Source organism: Kitasatospora sp. HPM-01-4 (genome assembly GCF_051374625.1).
Classification (GTDB): Bacteria; Actinomycetota; Actinomycetes; order Streptomycetales; family Streptomycetaceae; genus Kitasatospora.
The window spans coordinates 743,071-768,424 of record NZ_JBPQGP010000005.1 but is presented as its reverse complement, the minus strand read 5'-3'; the positions used below and the strand labels follow the sequence as shown (position 1 = coordinate 768,424).

The window sequence follows — 25,354 nt, the reverse complement described above, 5'->3', positions numbered from 1 at the left end:
CGCAGCGCGACCTGCTCTCACGCCGCCAGGCGGTACACGCGGGCCGCGTTCCGCCGGAACACCGCGTCCTTCTCGGCCGCACTCAGCGAGCCGGTGAGCCGCTCGGCCACCTCGACGGTGGTCCGATAGGTCGTCTCCAGCGTCGACACCGGCCAGTCGGAGCCGAACAGCACGCGCTGCGGGCCGAAGGCGTCCAGGACCGTGTCCGCATAGGGCTGGAGGTCCCCGACCCCCCAGGCACCGGGCGCCGCCTCGGTGACCATGCCGGAGAGCTTGCACACGGTGTTGGGCAGCGCCGCGAACCGGCGGACCTCGGCCGCCCACGGGCCGAGCAGCCCGGAGGCGATCGGCGGCTTGCCCAGATGATCGAGCACGAAGGTCGGCCCGGTGAGCCGCTCGGCCACGGCGACGGCCGCGGGTAGCTGGTGCGGCTTGACCACGAGGTCGTAGGCGAGGCCGGCCTCGGCGACGGCGAGCAGACCCCGTCGCACGTCCGGTCGCAGCAGCCAGTTCGGGTCGGGCTCGTCCTGGACCTGGTGCCGGATGCCCACCAGCCGGTCACCGCCCGGTCCCTCGCGCAGCGCGGCGAGGGTGTCCGCGATGCCGGGGTCGGTCAGGTCGGTCCAGCCGACCACTCCGGCGACCAGGGGACTTTCGGCCGCGAGGGCCAGCAGCTCCGGGGTCTCCTCGGGTACACAGACGGTCTGCACCACCACGGTGGCGGTGACCTTGGCCGCGCGGGCCTGTGGTGCGAGGTCCTCCAGGGAGAAGGAGCGGTTGAGCGGTGCGAGCGCCTCGCCGGTGATCCAGCTCTGCGGGCGGACCGTCAGGTCCCAGACGTGGTGGTGGGCGTCGATGATCCCACGCCCGGTCACAGCTCCCACACCTTGGGAAGGCCCGCGGCGGCGCCTTCGGCGGAGTAGTCGTGGACGACGTCGAGCAGCTGAGCCATCCGGGCCTGCCAGGCGATGTTGACCGGGAGGTGCTCCAGTTCGGCGAGCAGCCGGGCGTAGTCCTCGCACTCCAGCAGGTGGAAGAGCTCGGTGCCGCTGCGCCAGATGGTCCAGGAGGACACACCGGCCGACCGGATGGCGGCTGTCAGCTCGGCGGGGACCTCGCGATGGGCGGCCTCGTACTCGGTGATCCGGTCGGCTCGGACGCGGGTGTGCAGGGCGACTTTCACGGCTCCTCCGTGGTGACGATGATGACGTCCAGGGTGCGCGGGCCGTGCACGCCCTCGACGCGGTCGAGTTCGATGTCGCTGGTGGCGGACGGCCCGGAGACGAAGGTCAGCGGGCGGGACGGGTCCAGGCGGGAGAGGGCCTCGGGGACGTCGTCGCAGATCCGGTCCGCATGGATGACGCACAGGTGGTAGTCGGGGACGAGGGTGAGGGCACGCCTGCCCTGTCCGGGCCCGGCGTCCAGGACCACGGTGCCGGTGACGGCGATGCCGACCGCGGCGAGGGTGAGCGCGCCGTCCAGGGCGTCGAGCGCGGCAAGGTCCAGCGCGGGGTCGTCGTGCCGCCACTGCCAGTCGCCGGCGGGCAGGTACCCGGCCGGGAATCCGGCCGGGAGCCCGATGGTCCGGGCGCCGCGTGCGGTCAGCGCGCGGGCGATGGCGTCGGGCAGGCCGTCCGGGGTCGTGCGGGTGACGCCCGCGCGGTAGTCGGCGACGCGCTCGGCGAAGAGCGCCACCAGGTCCTCACCGGGCGCGGTGTGGCTGCGGCGGTAGGCGCGGGGTACCGGGACGTCACCGGGTTCCTCGGCCGCGGGGACGTCGGCGAGGGCGGCGCGGATACGGCGCAGGACGGTGTCGCGGCTGCTCATTCGGCACTCTCCCGGTTCTTGCGCCACCAGCTTCGGAAGGACTCGGGCGGGGGCGCGGGGGTGTCCCGGGAGTCGGACCAGCCGTGCAGCGGGCCGGGCAGGCGGCCGATCCGGCCGTGCCTGGAGAGCGGCCTGGCACCGAGCGCGGCGGTCTTCTGGGCCGCGCTGAGCAGCGCGGGTGAGTCGAGGACCTTCGCGGCCGCCTTCATCGCCAGGGCCTCGGGGGTGGGGAGCCGGCTTTCGCGCTGCCTGGCCTGGACGACCTCGGCCCGCAGGTGGGCCAGCAGCCGGGGGATGTCGATCTTCACGGGGCAGGCGTCGTAGCAGGCGCCGCACAGGGTGGAGGCGAACGGCAGGGAGGCGGCGGCGCTCTTGGCGTCACCGCCGACGCCGACCAGCTGCGGAGTCAGCACGGCGCCGATCGGACCGGGGTAGACCGAGCCGTAGGCGTGGCCGCCGGTGCGCTCGTACACCGGGCACACGTTGAGGCAGGCCGAGCAGCGGATGCAGGCCAGCGCCTCGCGGCCGACGGTGTCGGCGAGGGTGTCGGTGCGGCCGTTGTCGAGCAGGACGAGGTGGAACTCCTGCGGTCCGTCACCGGGGGTGGTACCGGTCCAGGTGGAGGTGTAGGGGTTCATCCGCTCGCCGGTGGAGGAGCGGGGCAGCAGTTGGAGGAACACCTCCAGGTCGGACCAGGTGGGCAGGACCTTCTCGATGCCCATCACGGTGATGAGGGTCTGCGGGAGGGTCAGGCACATCCGGCCGTTGCCCTCGGACTCGACCACACCGACGGTGCCGGTGTCGGCGATGGCGAAGTTCGCACCCGAGACGGCGACCCTGGCGGTCAGGAACTTGTCCCGCAGGTGCAGCCGGGCGGCTTCGGCGAGTTCGCGCGGGTCGTCGCTCAGGTCCCCGGGGGCGGGGCGGCCCCAGCGGGCCATGGCGGTGGCGAAGATGTCGCGGATCTCGGCGCGGTTGCGATGGATCGCGGGGACCAGGATGTGGGAGGGGCGGTCGTCGCCGAGCTGGACGATGAGCTCGGCCAGGTCGGTCTCGTAGGCGGTGATCCCGGCCTCGGCGAGGTGCTCGTTGAGGCCGATCTCCTGGGTGGCCATCGACTTGACCTTGACGACCTCGCGCTCACCGGTGGCCCGCACCAGCTCGGTGACGATGCGGTTGGCCTCGGCGGCGTCCGCCGCCCAGTGGACGGTCCCGCCCTCGGTGGTGACGGAGCGTTCCAGCTCGGTGAGGTAGCGGTCCAGATGGCGGGCGGTACGGCGTTTGACGGCGGCGGCGGCCTCGCGCAGGTCCTCCCAGTCGTCCAGCTCGCCGGCCGCGTGGATCCGCTTGTCCCGGATCGTCGTGGTGGCCCGCTTCAGGTTGCCGCGCAGCTGGGTGTCCTTCAGGGCCGTACGGGCCGCGTCGGGGAAGGACGGTGAGCCCAGCCACACCACGCCGCGGTCCTCGGGGGCGTTCATCGCGGATCTCCTTCCGTGGCGGCGAGGATCTCGGCCAGGTGCATGACCCGCACCCCGCTGCCCCGGCGGGACAGGCCGCCGCCGATGTGCATCAGACAGGAGTTGTCGGCGGCGCACAGCACCTCGGCACCGGTGGCGAGGACGCCGTCGGCCTTGTCGTCGAGCATCGCGCCGGAGGTCTCCGCGTTCTTGAGCGCGAAGGTGCCGCCGAAGCCGCAGCAGGAGTCGGCGGCGGGGAGGTCGACCAGCTCGATGCCCCGTACCGCGCGCAGCAGTCGCAGCGGCCGGTCGCCGAGCCGCAGGCCGCGCAGCGAGTGGCAGGTCGGATGGTAGGTGACGCGGTGCGGGAAGCAGGCGCCCACGTCGGTCACCTCCAGGACGTCGGTGAGGAACTCGGTGAGCTCGTACACCCGCGGCACCAGGCCGGCGACCTGGCGGCGGAGGCCGTCGTCGCCGTACTGCTCGGCCAGCACCGGGTGGTTCTCCCGCACCATGCCGGCGCACGAGGCGGACGGCGTGACCACGGCGTCGTAGTCCCGGAAGGTCCGGGCGAAGCGGGCGACCAGTGGTACGGCGTCCGGGCGGTAGCCGGTGTTGAAGTGCATCTGGCCGCAGCAGGTCTGCTCCGGCGGGAACTCCACGGTGTGGCCGAGCCGTTCCAGCAGGCTGACGACGGCCCGGCCGGTGCCGGGGAAGAGGGTGTCGTTGAAGCAGGTGATGAAGAGCGCTACTCGCATGGAAGATGGCTTCTCTGCGGAAGGGGCAGGTGGTCGGGGAGCAGGCCTTCGCGCACCAGCTGCTGCCAGAGCGCGTCCGGGATGTCCAGGTCCAGCAGCCGGGCGGCGTCGGTGATCTCCTCGGCCGAGCGGGCTCCGACCAGGACGCCCGCGACGGCCTGCGGGGCCAGGGCGAAGCGGACCGCGGCGGCACGCAGCGGCACGCCGTACCGTTCACAGACGGCCTGCATCCGCAGGGCCCGCTCCACGAGTTCCGGCGCGGCGGCGGCGTAGTCGAAGGTGGCTCCGGGTCTGGGAGCGGCCAGCACACCGGAGTTGAAGACACCGCCGACGATGACGGAGACACCGCGCCGGGCGGCCTCGGGCAGCAGCTCGGCCAGCGCGCCCTGGTCGAGCAGGGTGTACCGACCGGCCAGCAGTACGGCGTCGATGTCCGTGTCGCGCACGAAGCGGGCCAGCATCCCGGCCTGGTTCATGCCGACGCCGATCGCGCCCACCACGCCTTCGGCGCGCAGCCGTTCCAGGGCCGGGTAGGCCTGGCCGACGGCCTCGGCGAAGTGGTCGTCGGGATCGTGCAGATGGACGATGTCCACCCGGTCGAGGCCCAGCCGTTCCAGGCTGGCCTCCAGGCTGCGCCGGACGCCGTCGGCGGTGAAGTCCCACAGCCGGCGGTGGGTCGCGGGGACGGCGAAGCCGTTCGCGAGGTCGTCGCCCGCAGGGTGCGGGAGGGGGTCGAGCAGCCTGCCGACCTTGGTGGCGACGGTGTACTCGGCGCGGGGGCGGCCGCGCAGGGCGGCGCCCAGGCGGCGCTCGGAGAGACCGAGGCCGTAGTGGGGTGCGGTGTCGAAGGAGCGGATGCCGGCCGCCCAGGCGGCGTCCACGGCCTGGGCGGCGGCCTCGTCCGTCACCGGTGTGAAGAGGTTGCCGATCCCGGCGGCCCCGAAGGACAGCCGGGTGACGGCGGCGGTGCCGCGGCCGAGCCTGACCTGGTGCACGGCGCTCCTCACCGGGCCTGCGGCCGAAGCCGCAGGCCGGCCATGCCGCCGTCCACCGCGAGCGCGGTGCCGGTGACCGAGGCCGCGGCGGGCGAGGCCAGGTAGGCGATGGCGGCGGCCACCTCCTCGGCGGTCACCAGGCGGCCGTGCGGCTGGCGGGCGTTGAGCGCGGCGCGTTCGGCCGCCGGGTCCTCGGCGGCGTCGAGCAGGCGGCCGACCCAGGGGGTGTCCACCGTACCGGGGTTGACGCAGTTGACCCGGATGCCCTCGCGGATGTGGTCGGCCGCCATGGCGAGGGTCAGGGACAGCACGGCGCCCTTGCTCGCCGAGTACAGCGCGCGCTGCGGCAGCCCGGCGGTGGCGGCGATCGAGCAGGTGTTGACCACCGAGGCGTGGGCCGAGCGCCGCAGGTGGGGCAGGGCGGCGCGGGTGGTCCGGACGATGCCGAGCACATTGACGTCCAGGACGCGGTGCCACTGCTCGTCCGGGTTGTCCTCGACCGTCCCGGCGGCGCCCACACCCGCGTTGTTGACCAGGATGTCGATGCCGCCCAGGGCCTCGGCCGCCCCGGCGACGGCGGTGCGGACCGAGGCGTCGTCGCCGACGTCGGCGAGGAAACCGGCCAGCGGCGCGTCCACCTGCCCCGGGTCCAGGTCGAGCACGGCGACCTTGGCGCCGCGCTCCGTGAGCAGCCGCGCGGTGGCGAGGCCGATGCCGGATGCCCCGCCGGTGACCAGCGCTGCCAGGCCTTCGAGATCGTTCGTCATGCCATGACCTCCGGTTCGTTCTGACGCTGTGCCATGTCCGCCGCCCAGAAGTGTCCATGGGGGTAGCGGTAGGTGTCGATGGAAGCACGGTGCATGGCCGCCGAGAACCCCGGCGCGGTGGGGACCCGGTAGTGGCCGGCGTCGATCACCACCGGGTCCACGAAGTGCTGGTGGAGGTGGTCGACGAACTCGATGACGCGGTCCTCGGTGGTGCCGGAGAGCGCCACGTAGTCGAACATCGAGAGGTGCTGGACCAGTTCGCACAGTCCCACGCCGCCCGCGTGGGGGCAGACCGGGATGTCGTACTTGGCCGCGAGCAGCAGGATGGCGAGGTTCTCGTTCACACCGCCGACCCGTGCCGCGTCCAGCTGCAGCACGTCGATGGCGCCGGCCTGCAGCAGCTGCTTGAAGATGATCCGGTTCTGCACGTGCTCGCCGGTGGCGACCCGGATCGGGGCGACCCGCTCGCGGACCGTCGCATGCCCCAGCACGTCGTCCGGGCTGGTGGGCTCCTCGATCCAGTAGGGCTCGAACTCCGCGAGGGCGTTGGTCCAGCTGATGGCCTCCGCCACGTTCCAGCGCTGGTTGGCGTCGATCGCCAGCCGGATGTCGGGGCCGATGGCGGCGCGGGCGGCCCGGCAGCGGCGGATGTCGTCCTCCAGGTCGGCCCCGACCTTCAGCTTGATCTGCCGGAAGCCGTCCGCGACCGCCTCGCGGGCGAGCCGGGTGAGCTTCTCGTCGGAGTAGCCGAGCCAGCCCGGCGAGGTGGTGTAGGCCGGGTATCCGCGGCGCCGCAGCTCCAGGGTCCGCTCGGCGGAACCCTCCTTGCCGAGCCGCAGCAGGCTGAGGGCCTCCTCCGGGCTGAGCGCGTCGGCGATGTAGCGGAAGTCGACCTGGGAGACCAGCCATTCGGGTTCGGCGTCGGCGAGCAGCTGCCACAGCGGCTTGCCCTCGCGCTTGGCCGCGAGGTCCCACACGGCGTTGACCACGGCGCCGATCGCCATGTGCATCACGCCCTTCTCCGGGCCGAGCCAGCGCAGTTGGCTGTCACCGACCAGATCGCGGTGCAGCGAGGCCGGATCCGCGCAGAGCCCGGCGACGGAGCGCCCGACGACGTGGTCGCGCAGTGCGTTGATGGCGGCCACCTGGACGTCGTTGCCGCGGCCGATGGTGAAGGTGAACCCGTGGCCCTCCAGGCCGTCCTGAGAGGTACGCAGTACCAGGTAGGCGGCGGAGTAGTCGGGATCGGGGTTCATCGCGTCGGAGCCGTCCAGCTCGCGCGAGGTGGGGAAGCGGATGTCGTAGGTGTCCAGGGCGACGATCCGCGCGGTCTCTGCGGACAACTCGGTGCCTTTCACGCGTTGGTGAGGATCTGTCGCTGCGTACCGAGGCGATCGATCGACAACTCGACGGTGTCGCCCGCGCGCAGGTACGGGTTGTCAGGAAGACCCAGGGCCACCCCGGCCGGGGTGCCCGTGTTGATGACGTCGCCCGGGTTCAGCACCATGTACCGGCTCAGGTACTGGATCAGAAAGGCTACATCGAAGATCATGTTCTTGGTGCTGCCGTTCTGGCGCCGCACTCCGTTGACGTCGAGACGCAGGCCGAGCGACTGGGGGTCGCCGACCTCATCCGGCGTCACCAGCCATGGCCCGAGCGGGTTGAAGGTCTCGCAGGACTTGCCGAGGTCCCACTGGCCCGAGTACTCCAGCTGGAACTCGCGCTCCGAGACGTCGTTGCTGATCGCGTAGCCCGCGATGCACTCCGCCGCCTGCGCCCGGTCGGTCAGGTAGCGGGCGGTGCGGCCGATGACGACGGCCAGTTCGACCTCCCAGTCGGTCTTCACCGAGCCGCGCGGGATCAGCACCCCGTCGTAGGGGCCGACCACCGTGGACGGGTCCTTCATGAAGACCACCGGACGCTCGGGGACGGGCGCGCCGGTCTCCGCCGCGTGGTCGCGGTAGTTCAGACCGATGCAGACCACCTTGCCGGGCCGGGCGACCGGGGCCCCGACCCGCCGGTCCGCGGCCTCGATCTCGGGCAGCGTGCCCTCGGCGAGGGCACGGCGCACCCGCTCGACACCGCCACCGGCGAGAAAGGCCCCGTCGATGTCGTCGGTGACGCCGGATATGGCGAAGGTCCGGCCGTTCTCGTCCTGGACGGCCGGCACCTCCTCGCCGACGGCGCCGATACGCAGCAGCTTCATGCTCATGCCTCTCGGTCGGGAGGGAGTGGAACCCCTCGCGTCATACATCGGATGACTTGAAGGTGGCTTGAACCATACGAGTGGCAGGGGTCGAGCGCAACAAGTCCTCCGATGTTTCTCCGAAGCTCTTGGAAGTCGGAGCGAAAGGGTGTATCTCGGTGGTGAGTGCCGGACATTAACGGATAGTTAGGGGACTGAGAACCCAAATGTCACGGTTTGGATTCATCCGAGGTCTGCACTTGTCGAGTGATCAGCGGGGCTCGTAGTCTCCTCGTGCCCGCAACCCATCCGATGACTCTCGAAGAGTCGGAGAGGGCCGGGACTTGCGGACCGGGACCCCCGACCCGGACCGTCGAGCAGGTGCCGGCCTCCCCAGGGACGAGGGCCCACGGAGGCGGTCGGCATCCGCGTACCTCCCGGCGGGGCTGAGCGCCCCTTCCATAGTGCCGAACGCTTATGTCCCGCCCCCCGCCGGGCGTCTCGGCCATGTCATCCAAGGAGATCCCACCATGAAGCTTCGTACCTCCCAGACCGTGGCAGTGGCCGCCTCGGTGGTCCTGCTGGCGGGCTTCGCCACCGCTTGCAACCGCGGGTCCTCGTCCGACGCCGCCTCAGGCGGCAAGCCGGCCATCGGTATCGACCTCCCGCGCGCCGACTCCGACTTCTGGAACTCCTACGCCCAGTACGTGAAGCAGGACGCCTCCTCGGAGGGCCTCAACACCCTCCCGGTCAGCAACTCGCAGAACGACGTGACCAAGCTGGTCGCCAACGTCCAGGTCTTCCAGAACACCGGCGCCAAGGCCGTGGTGATGGCCCCGCAGGACACCGGTGCCATCGCCTCCACCCTCGACTCCCTCGCGTCGAAGAAGATCCCCGTGGTCAGCGTCGACACCCGCCCCGACACCGGCAAGGTCTACATGGTGGTGCGCGCGGACAACAAGGCGTACGGCACCAAGGCCTGCGAGTTCCTGGGCAAGCAGCTCGGCGGCAAGGGCAAGGTCGCCGAACTCCAGGGCGCGCTCGACTCCATCAACGGCCGTGACCGCTCCGAGGCCTTCGCCGCCTGCATGAAGAGCGAGTTCCCCGACATCCAGGTGATCGAGCTCGCCACCGACTGGAAGGGCGACGTGGCCTCGGCCAAGCTCCAGAGCACACTCGCCGCCAACCCGGACCTGAACGGCGTCTACATGCAGGCCGGCGGCGTCTTCCTCCAGCCCACCATCGCGCTCCTGCAGCAGAAGGGCCTGCTCAAGCCCGCCGGCGAGCCCGGCCACATCGCCATCGTCTCCAACGACGGCATCCCGCAGGAGTACGACGCGATCCGCAAGGGCGACATCGACGCCACCGTCTCCCAGCCCGCCGACCTGTACGCCAAGTACGCCCTCTACTACGCGCAGGCCGCCGCCGACGGCAAGACGTTCCAGGCCGGCCCCACCGACCACAACTCGACCATCATCTCCCTGCCCAACGGCCTGGAGGACCAGCTCCCGGCACCCCTGGTCACCAAGGACAACGTCGACGACAAGAGCCTGTGGGGCAACAACGTCGGCAAGTAGTTCAGACCGACCGGTGAACGGCGGCCCCGGCCGGCCGCCGTCCGCGGCCCGTACCGCCGCTCGCCGATCCATCCAGCGGAAAGGACCCCCGCCATGGCGGACTCCAGTCCCCCCAGGAGCCCTGTCGTCGAGGCCGATGGGATCAGCAAGCGCTTCGGCGCCACCGTCGCGCTGAGCGACGCCCGCATCTCCGTCGCCCCCGGCGAATCGCACGCCCTGGTCGGCCGCAACGGCGCGGGCAAGTCCACCCTCGTCTCCATCCTCACCGGCCTGCAGGCCGCCGACACCGGCACCCTGAGGTTCGACGGCGAACCGGCCCCCGCCCACGGCGACACCGACGCCTGGCGCGCCAAGGTCGCCTGCGTCTACCAGCGTTCCACGATCATCCCCGCGCTGACCGTCGCCGAGAACCTCTTCCTCGACCGCCAGAGCGGCGGCAGCCTCCGCCCCATCAGCTGGCGGCGGCTGCGCCGCAGCGCCGGCGACCTGCTCGCCGAGTACGGCGTCGAGGTCGATCCGACCGCGCGCGCCGAGGATCTGACGGTCGAACAGCGGCAGTTCGTCGAGATCGCCCGGGCACTGTCCTTCGGCGCCCGGTTCATCATCCTGGACGAGCCCACCGCCAAACTCGACGCCAGGGGCATCGAGCGGCTGTTCACCAAGCTCCGGGAACTCCAGGAGCAGGGCGTCGCCTTCCTGTTCATCTCGCACCACCTCAAGGAGGTCTACGACCTCTGCAGCACGGTCACCGTCTACCGCGACGCCCGGCACATCGTCACCGCCCCGGTGGCCGAACTCGACCAGCACGCCCTGGTCGAGGCGATGACCGGCGAGCGGGCCGGCACCGCCGGGGCCGCCGAAGCCGCCACCGCCCCGGTGGCCGCCGACGCCCCCCGGCTGCTGGAGATCGACGGCCTGACCCTGCCCGGCGTCTACCAGGACGTGGTGCTGAACGCCCGGGCCGGTGAGGTCGTCGGCCTCGCCGGGGCCACCGCCAGCGGCAACGTCCAGCTCGGTGAGACCGTCGCCGGCCTGCACCGCCCGCGCGGCGGCACGATCACCGTCGCGGGCCGGCCCGTCCGTACCGGCAGGGTCCCGGCCGCACTCGCCGCCGGCGTCGGCTTCGTACCCGAGGACCGGCACATCCAGGGCCTGGTCCCGCAGCGCAGCGTCGCCGAGAACGCCACGCTCACCGTCACCGGCCAGCTCGGCCCGTGCGGCACGGTACTGCCCTCGCGCACCCGGGCCTTCGCCCAGCGCGTGATCGCCGACCTCGACATCAAGACCCCCGGACCGGCCACCCCGGTATCGGCGCTGTCCGGCGGCAACCAGCAGAAGGTCGTCATCGCCCGCGCCCTGGCGACCCGACCGCACGTCCTGGTCGCCATCCGTCCGACCAACGGCGTCGACATCAAGTCCAAGGAGTCCCTGCTCGGCACCGTCCGCCAGGTCGCGGACGAGGGGAAGACCGCCCTGATCGTCTCCGACGAACTCGACGACCTGCGGGTCTGCGACCGGGTCGTGGCCATGTTCCACGGCCGGGTCGTCGCGGAGTTCGACCGCGGCTGGAGCGACGAACAGTTGGTCGCCGCCATGGAAGGCGTGGCCGACGCACCCGAGGGAGCCGACGTACCTGACACGAAGGAAAGCCATGGCCACCACTGAACTCAGCGAGCACAGCGCCGTCGCCACCGCGGGGCCGGGCGGCCGCCGGTTCGACCTCGCCCGCTACCGCGACCTGTCCCTGCTGCCGGTCCTCCTGGTACTCGGCATCATCGGCTTCGCCGTCTCCCCGGCCTTCCTCACCGCCGACAACCTCCTGGGCGTCGGCCAGCAGGCGACCGAACTCAGCCTGCTGGTCCTCGCCGAGGCGATGATCCTGATCGCCGGCCGGATGGACCTCTCCCTGGAGTCCACCATCGGCGTGGCGCCGGTCATCGCGGTCTGGCTCGTCCTACCCGACCACGGCGCCCGGTTCAACGGACTCGGGCTCTTCCCCGGATGGGCCGCCATCCCGCTCTGCCTGCTGACGGGCGCTCTCATCGGCGCCGTCAACGGCTTTTTGATCCTCAAGCTGCGCCTCAACGGCTTCATCGTCACCCTCGGCGGGCTCACCCTGCTGCGGGGTCTGCAGGTCGCCATCTCCCAGGGCCAGTCGATCATCAATCTCCCCGGATCGTTCAGGTACCTGGGCAGCGCCTCCTGGCTGGGCGCTCCCGCGGCCATCTGGATCTGCGCCGTGCTCTTCCTGCTCGGGGGCTCCGCGCTGGCCTGGCTGCGGCACGGCCGGGCGCTGTACGCGATCGGCGGCAACGCCGAGGCGGCGCGCGCCGCCGGGATCCGGGTGGACCGGATCACCTGGGCCGTGCTCATCCTCGGCAGCGTGCTCGCGGCCTTCGCCGGAATCCTCTACGCCGGCCACTACGGTTCCATCTCCGCAGACCAGGGCAGCGGTTGGATCTTCCAGGTCTTCGCCGCTACCGTGATCGGTGGCGTCAGCCTCAACGGCGGGCGGGGCACCCTCTTCGGTGCGCTCACCGGTGTCCTGACCCTCCAACTGGTGGTCAACGTGATGACGCTGGCCGGTGTGCCGCCGCTGTGGAACCAGTTCCTCAACGGCGTGATCATCATCCTCGCGCTGATCGTCTCCCGATTCGCCTCCGGCGAGAAGCAGGAGTAGCGGTCTCGGCCGAGGGCCAGAGTTCGAATCTCCCAGCCGCGCGGCGCCGCCGCCCGAGGTCCTGGGGCCTGTCCGACGATTCCCGCCAGGCGCGCGAGTCGTCGGACAGGCCCTGGCCACGGGCGGCGCGCCGCAGACCTGTATGTACCGTCCGTCGTCCGACCCCCGCCGATGAGGAGCTCCTGCCATGAGCGGACATCCAAACCCCGGTGCCCGGAAGGCGATCCCGACCGCGGTCACCGATCTGGCGATCGAAAAGATCAAGAATATGATCGTCTCCGGTAGGCTCGCTCCCGGCTCCCGGCTGCCGAACGAGTCCGTCCTGGCCGAGCAGTTGGGCCTGTCGCGCAGTTCCCTCCGGGAGGCGGTCCGAGCGCTGACCGCCATGCACATCCTGGTCCCGAAGCAGGGAGCCGGCACCTACGTGTCCAGTCTGGAGCCCCATCTGCTGATGGAAACGATGGCCTTCGCCTCCGACGTCTCCGACGGCGAGAGCGCCCGGCAGCTCCTGCACGTAAGACGGCTGTTGGAACCGCAGGCGACAGCCCTGGCGGCGGGTCAGCTGACCTCGGATCAACTGGCCGATCTCGGAAGGATCCTCGAATGCTCGATGGGGGACATCAGCGTCGAGAGGTTCGTCGAGCTGGACATCGAGTTCCACCGCATCATCGTGGACTCCGTCGGCAATCCGGTGCTGTCCACGCTGCTGGGGATTCTGTCCACCCACACCCAGCGCCTGCGCATCGTGCGCGGCACCCGCGACGCCCCCGCCCGTGCCAGGACGTGCCGGGAACACCAGGCCATCCTGGGTGCGCTCGCCGCCCGCGATGCCCAGCTTGCCGCATCCGCGGCAGCCGTCCATGTCGCAGCCGTGGAGGAGTGGCTGGACCGCAGCACCTCCACGGCTTCTCCCGCGACACCACCTCTCCCATGACGAAGGGTCAACAATGCATCACGGCAAGTCCCGGGCTATGGTTACCGGTACGGCAGCAGGAGCCGTCCTGATCGCCGGGACACTGACAGGCTGCACGGACGATTCCTCCGGCGCCGGAACCCGAGACGCGAAGACGGCCATCGGTATCGACCTCCCGCGTGACGACTCCGACTTCTGGCGGTCGTACGCCGCGTACCTGAAGGCGGGCCTCGCCAGCCAGGGGCTGAACACCGTGAAGGTCACCGAGTCCCACAACGACGACGCCCAGATGAGGGCCAACCTCAGGGAGTTCGAGAAGGCCAACGCCAAGGCCGTGGTGTTCGCGCCGCAGTCGACGCAGCACACCGAGGAGATCTTCTTCGACCTCTTCGCCCACAGGATCAACGCGGTCAGTGTCGACACCGAGCCCGAGCACGGCGAGGTGTACATGGTCGTCCGGGCGGACAACGTCGCGTACGGCACCAAGGCCTGCGAGTTCCTGGGCAAGCAGCTCGGCGGCAAGGGCAAGGTCGCCGAACTCCAGGGCGCACTCACCTCGATCAACGCCTACGAACGGAGCCGGGGCTTCGCCGCCTGCATGAAGAGCAAGTACCCCGGCATCCAGGTGATCGAGCTCCCCACCGAGTGGAAGGGCGACGTGGCCGCGACCAAGCTGGCGAGCACGCTCGCCGCCAACCCGGACCTGAACGGCATATACATGCAGGCCGGCGGCGTCTTCCTGCAGCCCACCCTCGATCTCCTGCAGAAGAAGGGACTGCTCAAGCCCGCCGGGCAGTCCGGCCACATCGCCATCGTCTCCAACGACGGCATCCCGCAGGAGCTCGACGCGATCCGCAAGGGCAGCATCGACGCCACCGTCTCCCAGCCCGCCGACCTGTACGCCAAGTACGCCATCTACTACGCACAGGCCGCCGCCGAGAACAAGTCCTTCCACACCGGGCCCACCGACCACAACTCCACCATCATCTCCCTGCCCAACGGCCTGGAGGACCAGCTCCCGGCACCCCTGGTCACCAAGGACAACGTCGACGACAAGAGCCTGTGGGGCAACAACATCGCCAAGTGACCGGGCCCGTGCGCGGCTGACTCCGGCCACGGAGCGGGCAGTGCACCGGATCTCCGGCGGGAACCCTCGACGCCCTCCGACCCGGCGGGACCTGCCGGAGGCGGTTCGGCGGTGGCGTGGCTCCAGGGCCGCGACCGTCATGGTGCGGGCGCCGACGGCGAAGCAGGGCAGACGCCCGCCGTCGGCGCCCGATGGGCCTGACCACCGTGGCGGGGCCGGTAGTGCGGGAACCGGCCCCGCCGTGGCGGTCTCGGCGCGGAGGCGGGCGGTGGCGAAGCACGGCGACGGCCTAACCCGGTCGGCCGCACGGGGCGGGTGCCTACTGGCGGCGGACGGCGAGCCCGCCGACACTGGCGGTGGCGGGCAGGCGAGCGCGCCGACCGCCGTGGAGCCGGCGCCGGAACCAGGCCTGAAAGGATGACGCCGATGCACTTCGGGGTCTCGACCTTCGTCACCGACGAGGGCATCGCACCGGTCGCACTCGGCCGCGCGCTGGAGGAACGCGGGCTGGACTCGCTGTTCCTGGCCGAGCACACGCACATCCCGGTCAGCCGGGAAACCCCGTACCCCATGGGCGGGGACCTGCCGCGGGTCTACTACCGCACGCTGGACCCGTTCCTGGCCCTGGCCGCGGTCGCGGCCGTCACCAGCAGGCTGCGGTTGGGCACCGGGATCGCCCTGGTGATCGAACGCGACCCGATCACCACCGCCAAGGAGGTCGCCACCCTCGACCTGATCTCCGGCGGGCGGGCGGAGTTCGGCGTCGGCGCGGGCTGGAACCTGGAGGAGATGCGCAACCACGGCACCGATCCGCGCACCCGCGGCAGGCTGATGGACGAACGGATCCGCGCCATGCGGGAGTTGTGGACCAAGGAGGTCGCCTCCTTCGACGGCGAGCTGGTGCACATCGAACCGTCGTACTGCTGGCCCAAGCCGGTGCAGAGGCCGCACCCGCCGATCTGGATCGGCGGTGACAGCGCGCACACCTTCCGGCGGGTCGCCGAGTACGGCACCGGCTGGCTGGCGGTCGGCCTCCCGCCCGGGCAACTGGCGAAGCGGATCGAGGAGATGCGGAGGGTGGCCGGGCCCGACAAGCAGGTGATGGTGTACGCGGTGCCGCCCGAGGAGAGGCAGGTCGACGAGTACCTGAAACTCGGTGTCGCCGGGCTGCTGTTCGGGCTCCCGACTCTGCCCGAGGACCAGACCCTGCCGCTGCTCGACCGGTTCGCCGAACTCGCGGCCGCGCGCCGCTGATCCGCCCGTGCCCGAGCTGACGGCGGCGGAGGCCCGGCGGCGGTTCACGGCCGCCCGGTTCGCGGTGCTGGCCACCGTGGACCAGGGCGGCCGTCCGCACCTGGTACCGGTGACCTTCGCCGCCGCCGGCGACCTGGTGGTGACCGCCGTCGACCGCAAGCCCAAACGCACCCTGCGGCTGAAGCGGCTGGCGAACATCGCGGCGAACCCGGAGGTCTGCCTGCTGGTGGAGCACTGGGACGAGGACTGGCAGCTCCTGTGGTGGGCCCGCGCCGACGGCGAGGCCCGGCTGCTGCCCGACCCGGCGGCGGCCGAACACGCCGCCGCCGTCGGCTGGTTGACCGCCAAGTACCCGCAGTACGCGGATCTGCCGCCGGAGGGCACCGTCATCCAGGTCACCGTCCGGCGCTGGCTCGGCTGGTGCGCCCGCCCGGACTGACGGCGGCTGCGGGGGCGGCCCGGCCGCACCGCGGGGGCGGTGTGCGGTGAGCGGACACAGACGCTCGCCCACCGGCGGACCGGCTCCGCGGCGGTTGCGGCGATCACCGGCCCGGGCCCCTGGGGCGGACGGGGTTTCGCCCCTTCTTCCCGGCCTCTAGGATCACGCGAGCAGGACCGAAGAGCCGGGGAGGGAACGTGGGCGAGACGGTCTGGAAGCGATGTCGGTCCATCGCCGCCGACACGACGAGGACGCGGAAGTGGCAGACGGCGCCCGGCCGTTCCCCTCGGCGAGGCGGCGCCCGGCATGGGTGATCAGCTGGCGAGCGCGGCCGCCTATCTCACCTGCGGACTCGCCATCGCCGGGACCGGGTTGAAGGCCCGGCTCGACCGCCACCGCGGAAACGATCCCGCGGTGCGCTTCGCCTATGTCTTCGGCCTGTGCATAGGTACGGCGATGGCGGTCACCGCTCCGGCGACGGCGGTGGCGGTGCGTCATCTGCCGCCTCTGCCCGACCTCCTCACGCTGATCGGCGACCAGCTGAAGCTGGTCTCGGCGGGCTCGCTGGCGATGATGGCGCACTGCCTGAACGCTCCCGGGCGCGCGCGGACCGCGGTACGGCGCCAGGCCGTGCTGCTCGGGGTCGTGGTCGTGCTGGAGATCGTCGCCTACCTCGCCGCCGGCGTCACCCGGGTCGGGGACGAGGTGACGGTGCACGGCACGGGTCGGCCGATCCTGCTCGGGTACATCGCCTTGTTCACCGTGTACGGCGTCTGGTGCCTGGGAGTACTCAGCCTGCTGATAGGGCGCCGTGCGTGGGACGTGCCGCCGGGCCTGCTGAGGCTGGGGCTCCTGCTGATGTCGGTGGCATCCGCGGTGGGGCTGGCCTGGCTGGCCGACAACGGCCGCGACATGGCGCAGGTACTGTCCACCGGTGGCGAGGACGCCGCCGAGAGCCCGTTCTCCGCCCTGGCGGCGCTCGTCTGTGTGACCGTGGGATTCACCGGTGCGACGTTCTCGTCCTGGGTGGGCGGCCGGCCCGGTACCGCGGCGGTGGCCGACCGGTTCTCCGGCCGGCCGGGTACCGGAGAGTGCCCCGACTCCCTTGAGCGCGACCGACGACCCGACCTGACTTTGCCCACCCGCCCTGACTGACGGCACCCGGTCCCGCGAGCGCCGAGGGCGGCTCATACGGTTCGGCGCCGTCCGAGGCACCGGGCAGCCGGACCGGGCGTACGGCGCGAGCGTCACACCGCACGGGGCGGGGAGCGGATCGGCCTTGTAGGCGGTTGCCTATGCGCCCCGGCGGGGCTTGCGCCCGTACGCGAGCAGCAGAAGTTCCTGAGCGGGGCCGACCACCGGGGTACCCGTGCCGTACGACCACTCCAGATCGGTGGCCCGCAACTCGACGCCTTCGAGGTCCGCCCCGAAGAAGCGAAGCGTCCGCGGCCGGACGGCCTGCAGGACGATCCGCAGGTGTTCCTCGGGGACCTGCCGCCCGAGGTCGAGCGCGACGGTGATGTCCAGGCCGTGGACCACGTCATGCCCGAGCGCCGCCGTCACCCCGCCGACCGGCGGTGTCCAGGGGTGACGGGCGTTGTCCCGCAGCGCCGCGGCGAGTTCGCGCGGGGACAGGGCGGCGGCGTCGCGGCGCGCGAGGCGGTCGGTCATCCGGTGGAGGCTGCCGCCCGCCCGGGCGAGCTCCAGCGCGGTCCTCCCGAAGGAGTACCGGAACCCCGTGCTCATGTGGGCGGCGACCTCCCGCACCCGCCACCCGTCGCACAGGGACGGCGAATTCCACTGACTCTCTGTCAAGTTGTCCAGGACATCGGCGAGTTCCCGCCGCTCGGCCGCGATGGCCGCACTCACATCCACCGTCGCACTATCCATGATCCAAGCCTGTCCGGCCGACCGTCAGAAGTCCAACAGCGGGCACTTCTCACAACTAGAATCACCGCTTATGGAGCTTCGTCAGCTGCAGTACTTCCTCACCGTCGTCGAGGAGGCCAACTTCACCCGCGCCGCCGCCCGTCTCCATCTCGCGCAACCGGGGGTGAGCGCCCAGATCCGGCAGCTGGAGCGGGAGCTCGGGCTTCCTCTGCTGGACCGCTCCGGCCGGACGGTGACCACGACCGCCGTGGGCGAGGCGGTCCTCCCCTTCGCGCGGGCGGCACTCGCGGCCGTCGACGGGCTGCGGCAGACGGTGGACGAGTTCGCCGGGCTGGTCCGCGGACAGGTCACCATCGGCCTCGTCTCGGGCGCGGCCACCGACGAGTTCGACGTGGCCGCCCTGCTGGCCGACTTCCACGACGACCACCCTCAGGTCGAGACGGCGCTCACCGAGGACACCTCGGAGCGGATGCTCGCCGCCCTGCGCCGGGGCGAACTCGACCTCGCCGTGGTCGGCCTCACCGACGAGGACCCTCCGCCGGGTGTCAGCCTCCAGGTCGTCATCGACACTCCGCTGGTCGCCGCCATGGCCCCGGACGACCCGCTGCTCACACCCGTCGGCCGGACCGGGATCCCGCTGGCCGAGCTCGCCGGCCGGCCGCTGATCAGCCTTCCGCGCGGCACCGGCCTGCGCGGGGTGCTCGAACGCGCCTGCGCGCAGGCGGGGTTGCGGCCCCGGATCGCCTTCGAAGGGGCCTCGCCGACCCTGCTGGCACGCCTTGCCGCCCGCGGCCTGGGGGTGGCCGTCCTCCCGGAGGTTCCGCCCGAGGCGGCGGCCGCGCTGGGCCTTCGCACCCTCCCCGTCACCGCCCCCCGCCTGCGCGGCCGGATCGCCCTCGCCTGGCCGGCGAACGGCCCCGTCACCCCGGCGGCCGGTGCCCTTCTCGCGCGCATGCGGAAGGCCTTCCCGCCGGTCTGACCGCCGCCGGCCGCCTCGCGGTCACCGCCCCGGCGCCAGATACCGGCGGCCGACCAGCTGCTCGAATATCAGGTTGGTCCGGGTCTGCGCCACTGCCGGATGGGTGGTGAGGTTGTCCACGACGAAGTCGCGAAGGGCCTCGGGGCCGGCGACGCCGACGTGGAGCAGGTAGTCGTCGGATCCCGCCATGTGGAACACCGCCAGGACGCCGGGCAGGTCGGGGGCCGTACTCCGGAAGCTCTCGTTCTGCTCACGGGTGTGCGCCCGGAGCCGGACCGAGATCATCGCCTGCAGCGGCAGTCCGATCGCGGCGGGGTCGACCTCCGCCCGGAACCCGCGGATGATCCCGCGCTCCTGCAGCGCGCGCACCCGGGCCAGACAGGTCGAGGGGGCGATGCCCACCGCCTCGGCGAGGGCGTTGTTCGGCACCCGGGCGTTCTCGGTGAGGGCGCGGATGATCGCCCGGTCCACGTCGTCGATCGGCCCCCGGCGGGCCTGCGGATTATTCGGCACGTCCCCCATGATCCTCATCGATGCCGTCGATTCGCAAGACGGAACGCCGCTGCACCGAATTCTGTTCGGAGGGCCTTCCGCAGACCGTCGAGAAGTTCCATCCTGGCCGCGAGCGGCGAACGCCCCTCCGCCGTTCCCCGCTCTGCGGACCGGCCGACCAGTGACCCCGGAGTACCGCACCCATGAGTCCGACCGCCACCTTCGCCGCCGCGCCCACCGTCGACCCGGGCCCCGAGCTGGACGGCCGCGACTTCGCGCTCCCCGCGAGCGGACTGGACGACGCCCGGCGCCTGCGCGTCCTCGACACGGTGGACGAGTACCTGACGAGGAAGCGCCGCCACCTGGTCGGCTACCAGGCCACCCAGGACATGCAAGGCTGTGCGCTGGACCTGGCCCGGTTCATGCCGAACAACATCAACAACCTCGGCGACCCGTTCCAGAGCGGCGGCTACAAGCCGAACACCAAGGTCGTCGAGCGCGCGGTACTCGACTACTACGCGGCACTGTGGAACGCCGAGCGGCCCTACGACGCGGCCGACCCCGAGTCGTACTGGGGCTACATGCTGTCCATGGGCTCGACCGAGGGCAACATGTACGCGCTCTGGAACGCCCGGGACTACCTGAGCGGCAAGGCGCTGATACAGCCGCCGACGGCCCCGTTCGACGCCCTGCGGTACGTCCAGGCCGCGCCCGACCGGAGCAACCCCAACGCCCACCGCCCGGTGGCGTTCTACTCCGAGGACACCCACTACTCCTTCGCCAAGGCGGTCCGGGTGCTGGCCGTCGAGACCTTCCACGCCGTCGGCCAGGAGAAGTACCCGGGCCAGTGCCCGCTGGTCGACCCCGCCACGGGGAGCCGCGAGTGGCCCACCGAGGTGCCCTCCCGCCCCGGCCCCTCCGGCCGGTCCTGGGACGGCCCGGGCGAGATCGACGTCGACGCCCTCGCGGTGCTGGTCGAGTTCTTCGCCGCGAACGGGCACCCGGTCTTCGTCAACCTCAACCTCGGCAGCACCTTCAAGGGCGCCCACGACGACGTCCGGAAGGTCTGCGAACGCCTGTTGCCGATCTTCGAGAAGTACGGCCTGGTCCAGCGCGAGGTGGTCTACGGCACGGACCCGCACACCGGTGAGCCGCTGGTCGACCTGCGCCGGGGCTTCTGGATCCACGTGGACGGCGCCCTCGGCGCCGGGTACGCGCCGTTCGTGCGGATGGCCTCCCAGGACCCGGCGTACGGCTGGAGGCCCGAAGTGGAGCTGCCGGAGTACGACTTCGGACTCACCCTGCCCACCCGGGAGTTCGGCGACCTCGACATGGTCTCCTCGATCGCGATGAGCGGCCACAAGTGGCCCGGCGCACCGTGGCCGTGCGGCATCTACATGACGAAGGTCAAGTACCAGATCTCGCCGCCGTCCCAGCCGGACTACATCGGCGCGCCGGACACCACCTTCGCCGGGTCCAGGAACGGGTTCTCCCCGCTGGTCCTGTGGGACCACCTGTCGCGGCACTCCTACCAGGACCAGGTGGACCGGATCCGCAGCGCCCAGGAACTGGCCGACTACCTGGAACGGCGCCTGCGGGCCATGGAGCTGGAGCTGGGCGTCGAGCTCTGGCCGGCGCGCACCCCGGGCGCGATCACGGTGCGGTTCCGCAAGCCCAGCCCCGAGCTGGTGGCGAAGTGGTCGCTGTCCTCCCAGGACGTGCTGATGGTCCCGGGCGACGAGTCCACCCGCCGCAGCTATGTGCACGTCTTCCTGATGTCCTCGGTCGACCGGACGAAGCTGGACGCCCTGCTGGCGGAGCTCGCCGAGGACCCCGCCGTCCTGGGCCTGCCCACCCGGCTGCCGTGACGTTCCGACACGGCCCCGCGGACCGTGCCGGAACGTCAGCGGTCAGCCGTCCGTGCGGCGCAGCAGGTAGGTGTCCATGATCCAGCCCTTGCGGGCGCGGGCCTGCCGCCGGAGCTCCGCGATCCGCGGGGCGGTCTCGCCCAGCGGGCCGGCGGCCAGGATCTCGTCGGGGGTGCCGAGGTAGGCGCCGTAGTGGATGTGGACTCCCTCAGGGTCGAGCCCGGTGAAGGCCGCCTGCCCGTCGAGCATCACCACCGTGTCCTGCGAGTCGGCGGGGAAGCCCTCGGCGGCCAGGCGGCGGCCGGTGGTGATGTGTAGCGGCCGGCCGACCCGGGTGAGGGTGGTGCGGTGGCGTGCGGCGAGGGCCGACACGCTGCTGACGCCCGGTACGACCTCGTAGCCGAACGTGGTCCGGCCGTCGGCCAGGACCTGGTCCAGGACGGCGATGACGCTGTCGTACAGGCTCGGATCGCCCCAGACCAGGAGGGCACAGGTCTCCTCGGGGCCGACCTGCTCGGTGACCAGGCGCTCCACCAGGCCGGCCCGGCGGTGGCGCCAGTCGTCCACCGCCTCCGCGTAGGCCTCGGTGGTGCGGTCGCGCTCGGGGTCCGGGGCCTGGACGATCCGGTGGCCCGGCCGGGCGTGGTCCTCGATCATTTTCCGGCGCAGCCGGATGAGGTCCTGGCGCTGCTCGTTCTTGTCGAGGAGGAGGAAGACGTCGGTGCGGGCGATGGCCTTGACCGCCTGCAGGGTGAGGTGGTCGGGGTCGCCCGCGCCGATGCCGATGACGATGATCTGCCGCATACCGATGATTCTGCCTGGTCCGCCGCCGCTTTCCGGTAAACCGGAAACGCCCTGGCACGCGAGCGGCAGCGCGATGCGCCCCGTGCCGGCCCCCGGCTCCAGCGCCCTTGTGCCACCGGTGAGTTCAGCGGGAAGGTCCATGGCCTGCTCGACAACTAGCCGCTAAAACAGCCGACTTGAGGACCGGCCGCACCGTGCTGCCGAACGCTCTTTGAAGTACCCGTCTTCATCGATCGTCGACGGACCGTACCCGGACAGGCGGTGGACGAGTCGGCGATCCGGCGGAACGGGCACGGCTGTGGATGACGGGTGATCATATATGCTGGCCGGGCTGTCACAACATTATCCATCGGTCATCACGAGGCGACCACTGATGTCAGATCCGTATGCACAGCAGCAGCCCGGCGACGGCGTCCCTTACGGGGCTTACCCGCATTCCCCCTACCCTCAGGGCCCCGGCTACGGCATGCAGCCCCCGGCCGGCAACAACGGCCTGGCCGTGGCCGCCATGGTGCTGGGCATCATCGGCCTGATCACCTCGATGGTCTTCATCGGCGGCCTGCTCGGCGTCATCGGCCTGATCCTGGGCATCGTCGCCCTGGCGAAGGCCAGGCGGGTCGGCGCCGGCCGGGGCATGGCCATCGCGGGCGTGGTGACGTCGTCCATCGCGATCGTGGTGTCGATCCTGCTCGTGGTCTTCACCGTCTGGATCGCCCACAAGGCGGAGAGCTGCGAGCAGTACCGCGGGACCGATCAGTACCAGCAGTGCGTCCACCAGCAGCTCACCGGAGGCTGACCGGCGAACCGGCCGGTCAGGCGCTCGCGGTGTGGTCGTAGAACCCCTGGCCGGTCTTGCGTCCCAGCAGGCCGGCCTCGACCATCCGGGACAGCAGCGGGGGAGCGGCGTACAGCGGCTCCTTGTACTCCTCGTAGAGGGAGTTCGCGATCGCCTCGACGGTGTCCAGGCCGATCAGGTCGGCGAGCCGGAGCGGGCCCATGGGGTGGCCGCAGCCGTGGACCATGCCGGCGTCGATGTCCTCGGGGCCGGCATGGCCGGCCTCGGCCATCCGGATGGCGGAGAGCAGGTAGGGGACCAGCAGCGCGTTGACGACGAAGCCGGCCCGGTCGCGGGAGCGGATGACGTGCTTGCCGAGGGCGGTGGAGGCGAAGCTCTCCACCCGGTTCAGCACGGCGGGGTCGGTGTGCAGCGAGGACACCAGCTCGACCAGCGGCATGACGGGCGCGGGGTTGAAGAAGTGCAGGCCCAGGACGTGGGAGGCACGGCCGGTGGCGATGCCGAGGCGGGTGACGGGGATGGCGGAGGTGTTGGTGGCGAGGACGGCGTGCTCGTCGGCCAGGATCTTGTCCAGCGTGGTGAGGACCTCGGTCTTGACCCGTTCGTCCTCGACGACCGCCTCGACGACGAGTTGGCGGTCGGCGAGGGCTTCGAGGTCGTCGGCGAACAGCAGGTGCGCCCAGGCGTCGGTGCGCTCCTGCTCGCTGAGCCGGCCGCGGTCGACCGCGCGGTGCAGGGAGCGGTCGATCCGGCCGCGGGCGGCGCGCAGGGCGTCCGGTCCCGCTTCGCAGACGATGGTGTCCAGGCCGGCGCGGGCGAAGACCTCGGCGATGCCGGAGCCCATCTGTCCGGCGCCGACGACGGCGACACGGCGGATGTCGTTCAAGGACGTGCCCTTCTGACGGTGGGTCGGGTCAGGCGGCCGGTGTGGTGGTCCTGACCAGGTAACGGGCGTAGGCGTCGACGGTGAGGAAGGCCGGGAGCCGCTCGCCCAGGGCGGTCTCCTGAAGGATGCGGACGGCGGCGTCGACCAGTTCGGGGTCGTTGCCCTGCCGGCGCAGGATCGCGCTCTCCGAGGTGATCAGGGCGCGGACCAGTTCGGGGGTGACGTGATCGCCGCCGACCAGCCGGGAGCGGTGGTGGAGCCACTGCCAGAGCTGGCAGCGGGCGATCTCGGCGGTCGCCACGTCCTCCATCAGCCCGAAGACGCCGACCGCCCCGGTGCCGCCCAGCCAGGCGACCAGGTAGCGCAGGGCGACCGCGATGTTCGAACGCAGCCCGGTGGGCGTCGGATTGCCGAAGGTGCGGTGCACGGCGAGCAGATCGGCCGCGGTGACCTCGACGTCCTCGCGGGTGCGGTCAAGTTGGTGGGGCCGGTCGCCGAGGACGCCGTCGAACACGCTGCGGCAGGTGGCGACCAGTCCGGGGTGGGCGACCCAGGAGCCGTCGAAGCCGTCGCCCGCCTCGCGCTCCTTGTCGAGCCGCACCTTGGCGAGGGCGGCCTCGTTGGCGTCGGGGTCGCGCTGGGGGATGGCCGCGGCCATGCCGCCGATGGCGTGGGCACCGCGGCGGTGACAGGTCCGCACCAGCAGTTCGGTGTAGGCGCGCAGGAACGGCTGGGTCATGGTGACCTGTGCGCGGTCGGGCAGGACGAAGCTCCGGCCGTGTGCGGCGAAGTTCTTGATCAGGCTGAACAGGTAGTCCCAGCGGCCGGCGTTGAGCCCGGCGGCGTGCTCGCGCAGCTCGTGGAGGATCTCGTCCATCTCGAACGCGGCGGTGACGGTCTCGATCAGGACGGTGGCACGGACGGTGCCGTGCGCGATGCCCAACTCGGCCTGCGCGAAGGTGAAGACGTCGTTCCACAGCCGGGCTTCGAGGTGGTTCTCCAGCTTGGGGAGGTAGAAGTACGGACCGCTGCCGCGCTCGATCTGCCGTGCGCCGCAGTGGAAGAGGTAGAGCCCGAAGTCGACCAGCGCGGCGGCGACCGGGCGGCCGTCGACGAGCAGGTGGTGCTCGTCCAGGTGCCAGCCGCGGGGGCGGACCACGATGGTGGCCGGGGTGTCGCCGACGCGGTAGCGCTTGCCCTCCGGGGTGGTGTCGTCGATCCGGCGCTCGATCGCGTCCAGCAGGTTGAGCTGGCCGGAGACGATGTTGTGCCAGGTGGGCGAGGTGGCGTCCTCGAAGTCGGCGAGCCACACCTTCGCACCGGAGTTGAGGGCGTTGACGGTCATCCGGCGTTCGGGCGGGCCGGTGATCTCCACCCGCCGGTCGGCCAGCCCCGGGCCCGCGCCGGCCACCCGCCAGGTGGGGTCCTCCCGGACGGCGCGGGTCTGGGGGAGGAAGTCCAGGGTGCCGCCGGCGGCGAGCGCGTCGGCTCGTCGCCGGCGTTCGGCGAGCAACTCGGTGCGTCGCCCGGCGAAGGCGTCGTCCAGGCGGACGAGGAAGGCCAGCGCCCCGGGGGTGAGGATCTCCTCGAAGCGGGGCTCGTGTTCGCCGGTGATCCGGACACGGCCGGTGGTGGGTGTCATCACGGTCCTTCGGGGTGGGGCCCGGGGCCTCGCCCCTCAACGAGGCCCCGGGCGGGTG

At 71.6% G+C, this 25,354-nt stretch carries 25 protein-coding genes; 11 read left to right on the top strand and 14 right to left on the bottom strand.

Annotated features, from left to right (window positions below; all coding sequences use genetic code 11):
* Positions 1 to 17: 17 nt before the first annotated feature.
* The 9 genes from ACSMTC_RS03215 to ACSMTC_RS03175 are packed head-to-tail and all read right to left on the bottom strand — an operon-like array spanning position 18 to position 8,010.
* Entirely contained in the window at positions 18 to 875 is an 858-nt protein-coding gene (locus tag ACSMTC_RS03215; RefSeq protein WP_436558102.1) for an amidohydrolase family protein, read from the bottom strand.
* Positions 872 to 1,183: an L-rhamnose mutarotase gene (locus tag ACSMTC_RS03210; RefSeq protein ID WP_436558101.1), complete on the bottom strand. Its 312-nt coding sequence runs from the start codon at positions 1,181 to 1,183 to the stop codon at positions 872 to 874. The genes ACSMTC_RS03215 and ACSMTC_RS03210 overlap by 4 nt, the downstream gene beginning before the upstream one ends.
* Complete coding sequence (locus ACSMTC_RS03205) at positions 1,180 to 1,827, bottom strand: LutC/YkgG family protein (RefSeq protein WP_436558100.1); 648 nt, start codon at positions 1,825 to 1,827, stop codon at positions 1,180 to 1,182. The genes ACSMTC_RS03210 and ACSMTC_RS03205 overlap by 4 nt, the downstream gene beginning before the upstream one ends.
* Positions 1,824 to 3,305, bottom strand: a complete 1,482-nt coding sequence (locus tag ACSMTC_RS03200) for a LutB/LldF family L-lactate oxidation iron-sulfur protein (protein ID WP_436558099.1) — start codon at positions 3,303 to 3,305, stop codon at positions 1,824 to 1,826. Before ACSMTC_RS03200 ends, ACSMTC_RS03205 begins: the two co-directional genes overlap by 4 nt.
* Positions 3,302 to 4,042 carry a (Fe-S)-binding protein gene (locus ACSMTC_RS03195; RefSeq protein ID WP_436558098.1) on the bottom strand — a complete coding sequence of 247 codons (741 nt, stop codon included), beginning with the start codon at positions 4,040 to 4,042 and terminating at the stop codon, positions 3,302 to 3,304. Before ACSMTC_RS03195 ends, ACSMTC_RS03200 begins: the two co-directional genes overlap by 4 nt.
* Positions 4,033 to 5,037 carry an aldo/keto reductase gene (locus ACSMTC_RS03190; protein ID WP_436558097.1) on the bottom strand — a complete coding sequence of 335 codons (1,005 nt, stop codon included), beginning with the start codon at positions 5,035 to 5,037 and terminating at the stop codon, positions 4,033 to 4,035. The genes ACSMTC_RS03195 and ACSMTC_RS03190 overlap by 10 nt, the downstream gene beginning before the upstream one ends.
* 8 nt (positions 5,038 to 5,045) lie before the next feature.
* Positions 5,046 to 5,804 (bottom strand): SDR family NAD(P)-dependent oxidoreductase, encoded by a 759-nt coding sequence (locus ACSMTC_RS03185; RefSeq protein ID WP_436558096.1) that lies wholly within the window; start codon positions 5,802 to 5,804, stop codon positions 5,046 to 5,048.
* Positions 5,801 to 7,147 (bottom strand): L-fuconate dehydratase, encoded by a 1,347-nt coding sequence (locus ACSMTC_RS03180; RefSeq protein WP_436558095.1) that lies wholly within the window; start codon positions 7,145 to 7,147, stop codon positions 5,801 to 5,803. Before ACSMTC_RS03180 ends, ACSMTC_RS03185 begins: the two co-directional genes overlap by 4 nt.
* 11 nt (positions 7,148 to 7,158) lie before the next feature.
* Positions 7,159 to 8,010, bottom strand: a complete 852-nt coding sequence (locus ACSMTC_RS03175; protein WP_436558094.1) for a fumarylacetoacetate hydrolase family protein — start codon at positions 8,008 to 8,010, stop codon at positions 7,159 to 7,161.
* Positions 8,011 to 8,519: 509 nt separating this feature from the next.
* On the opposite strand from ACSMTC_RS03175, the gene ACSMTC_RS03170 reads away from it, so the two are divergent.
* The 8 genes from ACSMTC_RS03170 (at position 8,520) to ACSMTC_RS03135 (ending at position 17,094) form a co-directional block, all read left to right on the top strand.
* Positions 8,520 to 9,566, top strand: a complete 1,047-nt coding sequence (locus ACSMTC_RS03170; protein ID WP_436558093.1) for a sugar ABC transporter substrate-binding protein — start codon at positions 8,520 to 8,522, stop codon at positions 9,564 to 9,566.
* A gap of 93 nt (positions 9,567 to 9,659) precedes the next feature.
* Complete coding sequence (locus ACSMTC_RS03165; RefSeq protein ID WP_436558092.1) at positions 9,660 to 11,231, top strand: sugar ABC transporter ATP-binding protein; 1,572 nt, start codon at positions 9,660 to 9,662, stop codon at positions 11,229 to 11,231.
* Positions 11,218 to 12,246: an ABC transporter permease gene (locus ACSMTC_RS03160; protein ID WP_436558091.1), complete on the top strand. Its 1,029-nt coding sequence runs from the start codon at positions 11,218 to 11,220 to the stop codon at positions 12,244 to 12,246. Before ACSMTC_RS03165 ends, ACSMTC_RS03160 begins: the two co-directional genes overlap by 14 nt.
* 187 nt (positions 12,247 to 12,433) lie before the next feature.
* Complete coding sequence (locus tag ACSMTC_RS03155; protein ID WP_436558090.1) at positions 12,434 to 13,180, top strand: FadR/GntR family transcriptional regulator; 747 nt, start codon at positions 12,434 to 12,436, stop codon at positions 13,178 to 13,180.
* Between the two features lie 37 nt (positions 13,181 to 13,217).
* Positions 13,218 to 14,246 (top strand): sugar ABC transporter substrate-binding protein, encoded by a 1,029-nt coding sequence (locus ACSMTC_RS03150; protein WP_436558089.1) that lies wholly within the window; start codon positions 13,218 to 13,220, stop codon positions 14,244 to 14,246.
* Positions 14,247 to 14,672: 426 nt separating this feature from the next.
* Positions 14,673 to 15,500 carry an LLM class F420-dependent oxidoreductase gene (locus ACSMTC_RS03145; RefSeq protein ID WP_436558088.1) on the top strand — a complete coding sequence of 276 codons (828 nt, stop codon included), beginning with the start codon at positions 14,673 to 14,675 and terminating at the stop codon, positions 15,498 to 15,500.
* Positions 15,501 to 15,507: 7 nt separating this feature from the next.
* Entirely contained in the window at positions 15,508 to 15,939 is a 432-nt protein-coding gene (locus tag ACSMTC_RS03140) for a TIGR03668 family PPOX class F420-dependent oxidoreductase (RefSeq protein ID WP_436558087.1), read from the top strand.
* Positions 15,940 to 16,245: 306 nt separating this feature from the next.
* Positions 16,246 to 17,094, top strand: a complete 849-nt coding sequence (locus ACSMTC_RS03135; RefSeq protein ID WP_436558086.1) for a hypothetical protein — start codon at positions 16,246 to 16,248, stop codon at positions 17,092 to 17,094.
* Between the two features lie 138 nt (positions 17,095 to 17,232).
* Here ACSMTC_RS03135 and ACSMTC_RS03130 read toward each other — a convergent pair whose 3' ends face one another.
* Entirely contained in the window at positions 17,233 to 17,829 is a 597-nt protein-coding gene (locus ACSMTC_RS03130) for a maleylpyruvate isomerase family mycothiol-dependent enzyme (RefSeq protein ID WP_436558085.1), read from the bottom strand.
* A gap of 70 nt (positions 17,830 to 17,899) precedes the next feature.
* Here ACSMTC_RS03130 and ACSMTC_RS03125 point away from each other — a divergent pair, with 70 nt between their 5' ends.
* Positions 17,900 to 18,808, top strand: a complete 909-nt coding sequence (locus ACSMTC_RS03125; protein WP_436558084.1) for a LysR family transcriptional regulator — start codon at positions 17,900 to 17,902, stop codon at positions 18,806 to 18,808.
* Positions 18,809 to 18,829: 21 nt separating this feature from the next.
* On the opposite strand, the gene ACSMTC_RS03120 is transcribed toward ACSMTC_RS03125, so the two are convergent.
* A complete protein-coding gene (locus ACSMTC_RS03120; RefSeq protein WP_436558083.1) occupies positions 18,830 to 19,330 on the bottom strand; it encodes an Lrp/AsnC family transcriptional regulator in 501 nt (166 codons plus the stop codon).
* 173 nt (positions 19,331 to 19,503) lie between these two features.
* Here ACSMTC_RS03120 and ACSMTC_RS03115 point away from each other — a divergent pair, with 173 nt between their 5' ends.
* Positions 19,504 to 21,168 carry a PLP-dependent aminotransferase family protein gene (locus ACSMTC_RS03115; RefSeq protein WP_436558082.1) on the top strand — a complete coding sequence of 555 codons (1,665 nt, stop codon included), beginning with the start codon at positions 19,504 to 19,506 and terminating at the stop codon, positions 21,166 to 21,168.
* Between the two features lie 42 nt (positions 21,169 to 21,210).
* Here the strand turns inward: ACSMTC_RS03115 and cobF are convergent, their stop codons facing one another.
* Positions 21,211 to 21,972, bottom strand: a complete 762-nt coding sequence (cobF, locus tag ACSMTC_RS03110) for a precorrin-6A synthase (deacetylating) (RefSeq protein ID WP_436558081.1) — start codon at positions 21,970 to 21,972, stop codon at positions 21,211 to 21,213.
* A 373-nt stretch (positions 21,973 to 22,345) separates the two neighbouring features.
* Between cobF and ACSMTC_RS03105 the strand changes: the two genes are divergently transcribed.
* Positions 22,346 to 22,768 (top strand): DUF4190 domain-containing protein, encoded by a 423-nt coding sequence (locus tag ACSMTC_RS03105; RefSeq protein ID WP_436558080.1) that lies wholly within the window; start codon positions 22,346 to 22,348, stop codon positions 22,766 to 22,768.
* 16 nt (positions 22,769 to 22,784) lie between these two features.
* Here the strand turns inward: ACSMTC_RS03105 and ACSMTC_RS03100 are convergent, their stop codons facing one another.
* Positions 22,785 to 23,654 carry a 3-hydroxybutyryl-CoA dehydrogenase gene (locus ACSMTC_RS03100; protein ID WP_436558079.1) on the bottom strand — a complete coding sequence of 290 codons (870 nt, stop codon included), beginning with the start codon at positions 23,652 to 23,654 and terminating at the stop codon, positions 22,785 to 22,787.
* A gap of 28 nt (positions 23,655 to 23,682) precedes the next feature.
* A complete protein-coding gene (gene aceB, locus ACSMTC_RS03095; protein ID WP_436558078.1) occupies positions 23,683 to 25,296 on the bottom strand; it encodes a malate synthase A in 1,614 nt (537 codons plus the stop codon).
* Positions 25,297 to 25,354 lie beyond the last annotated feature (58 nt).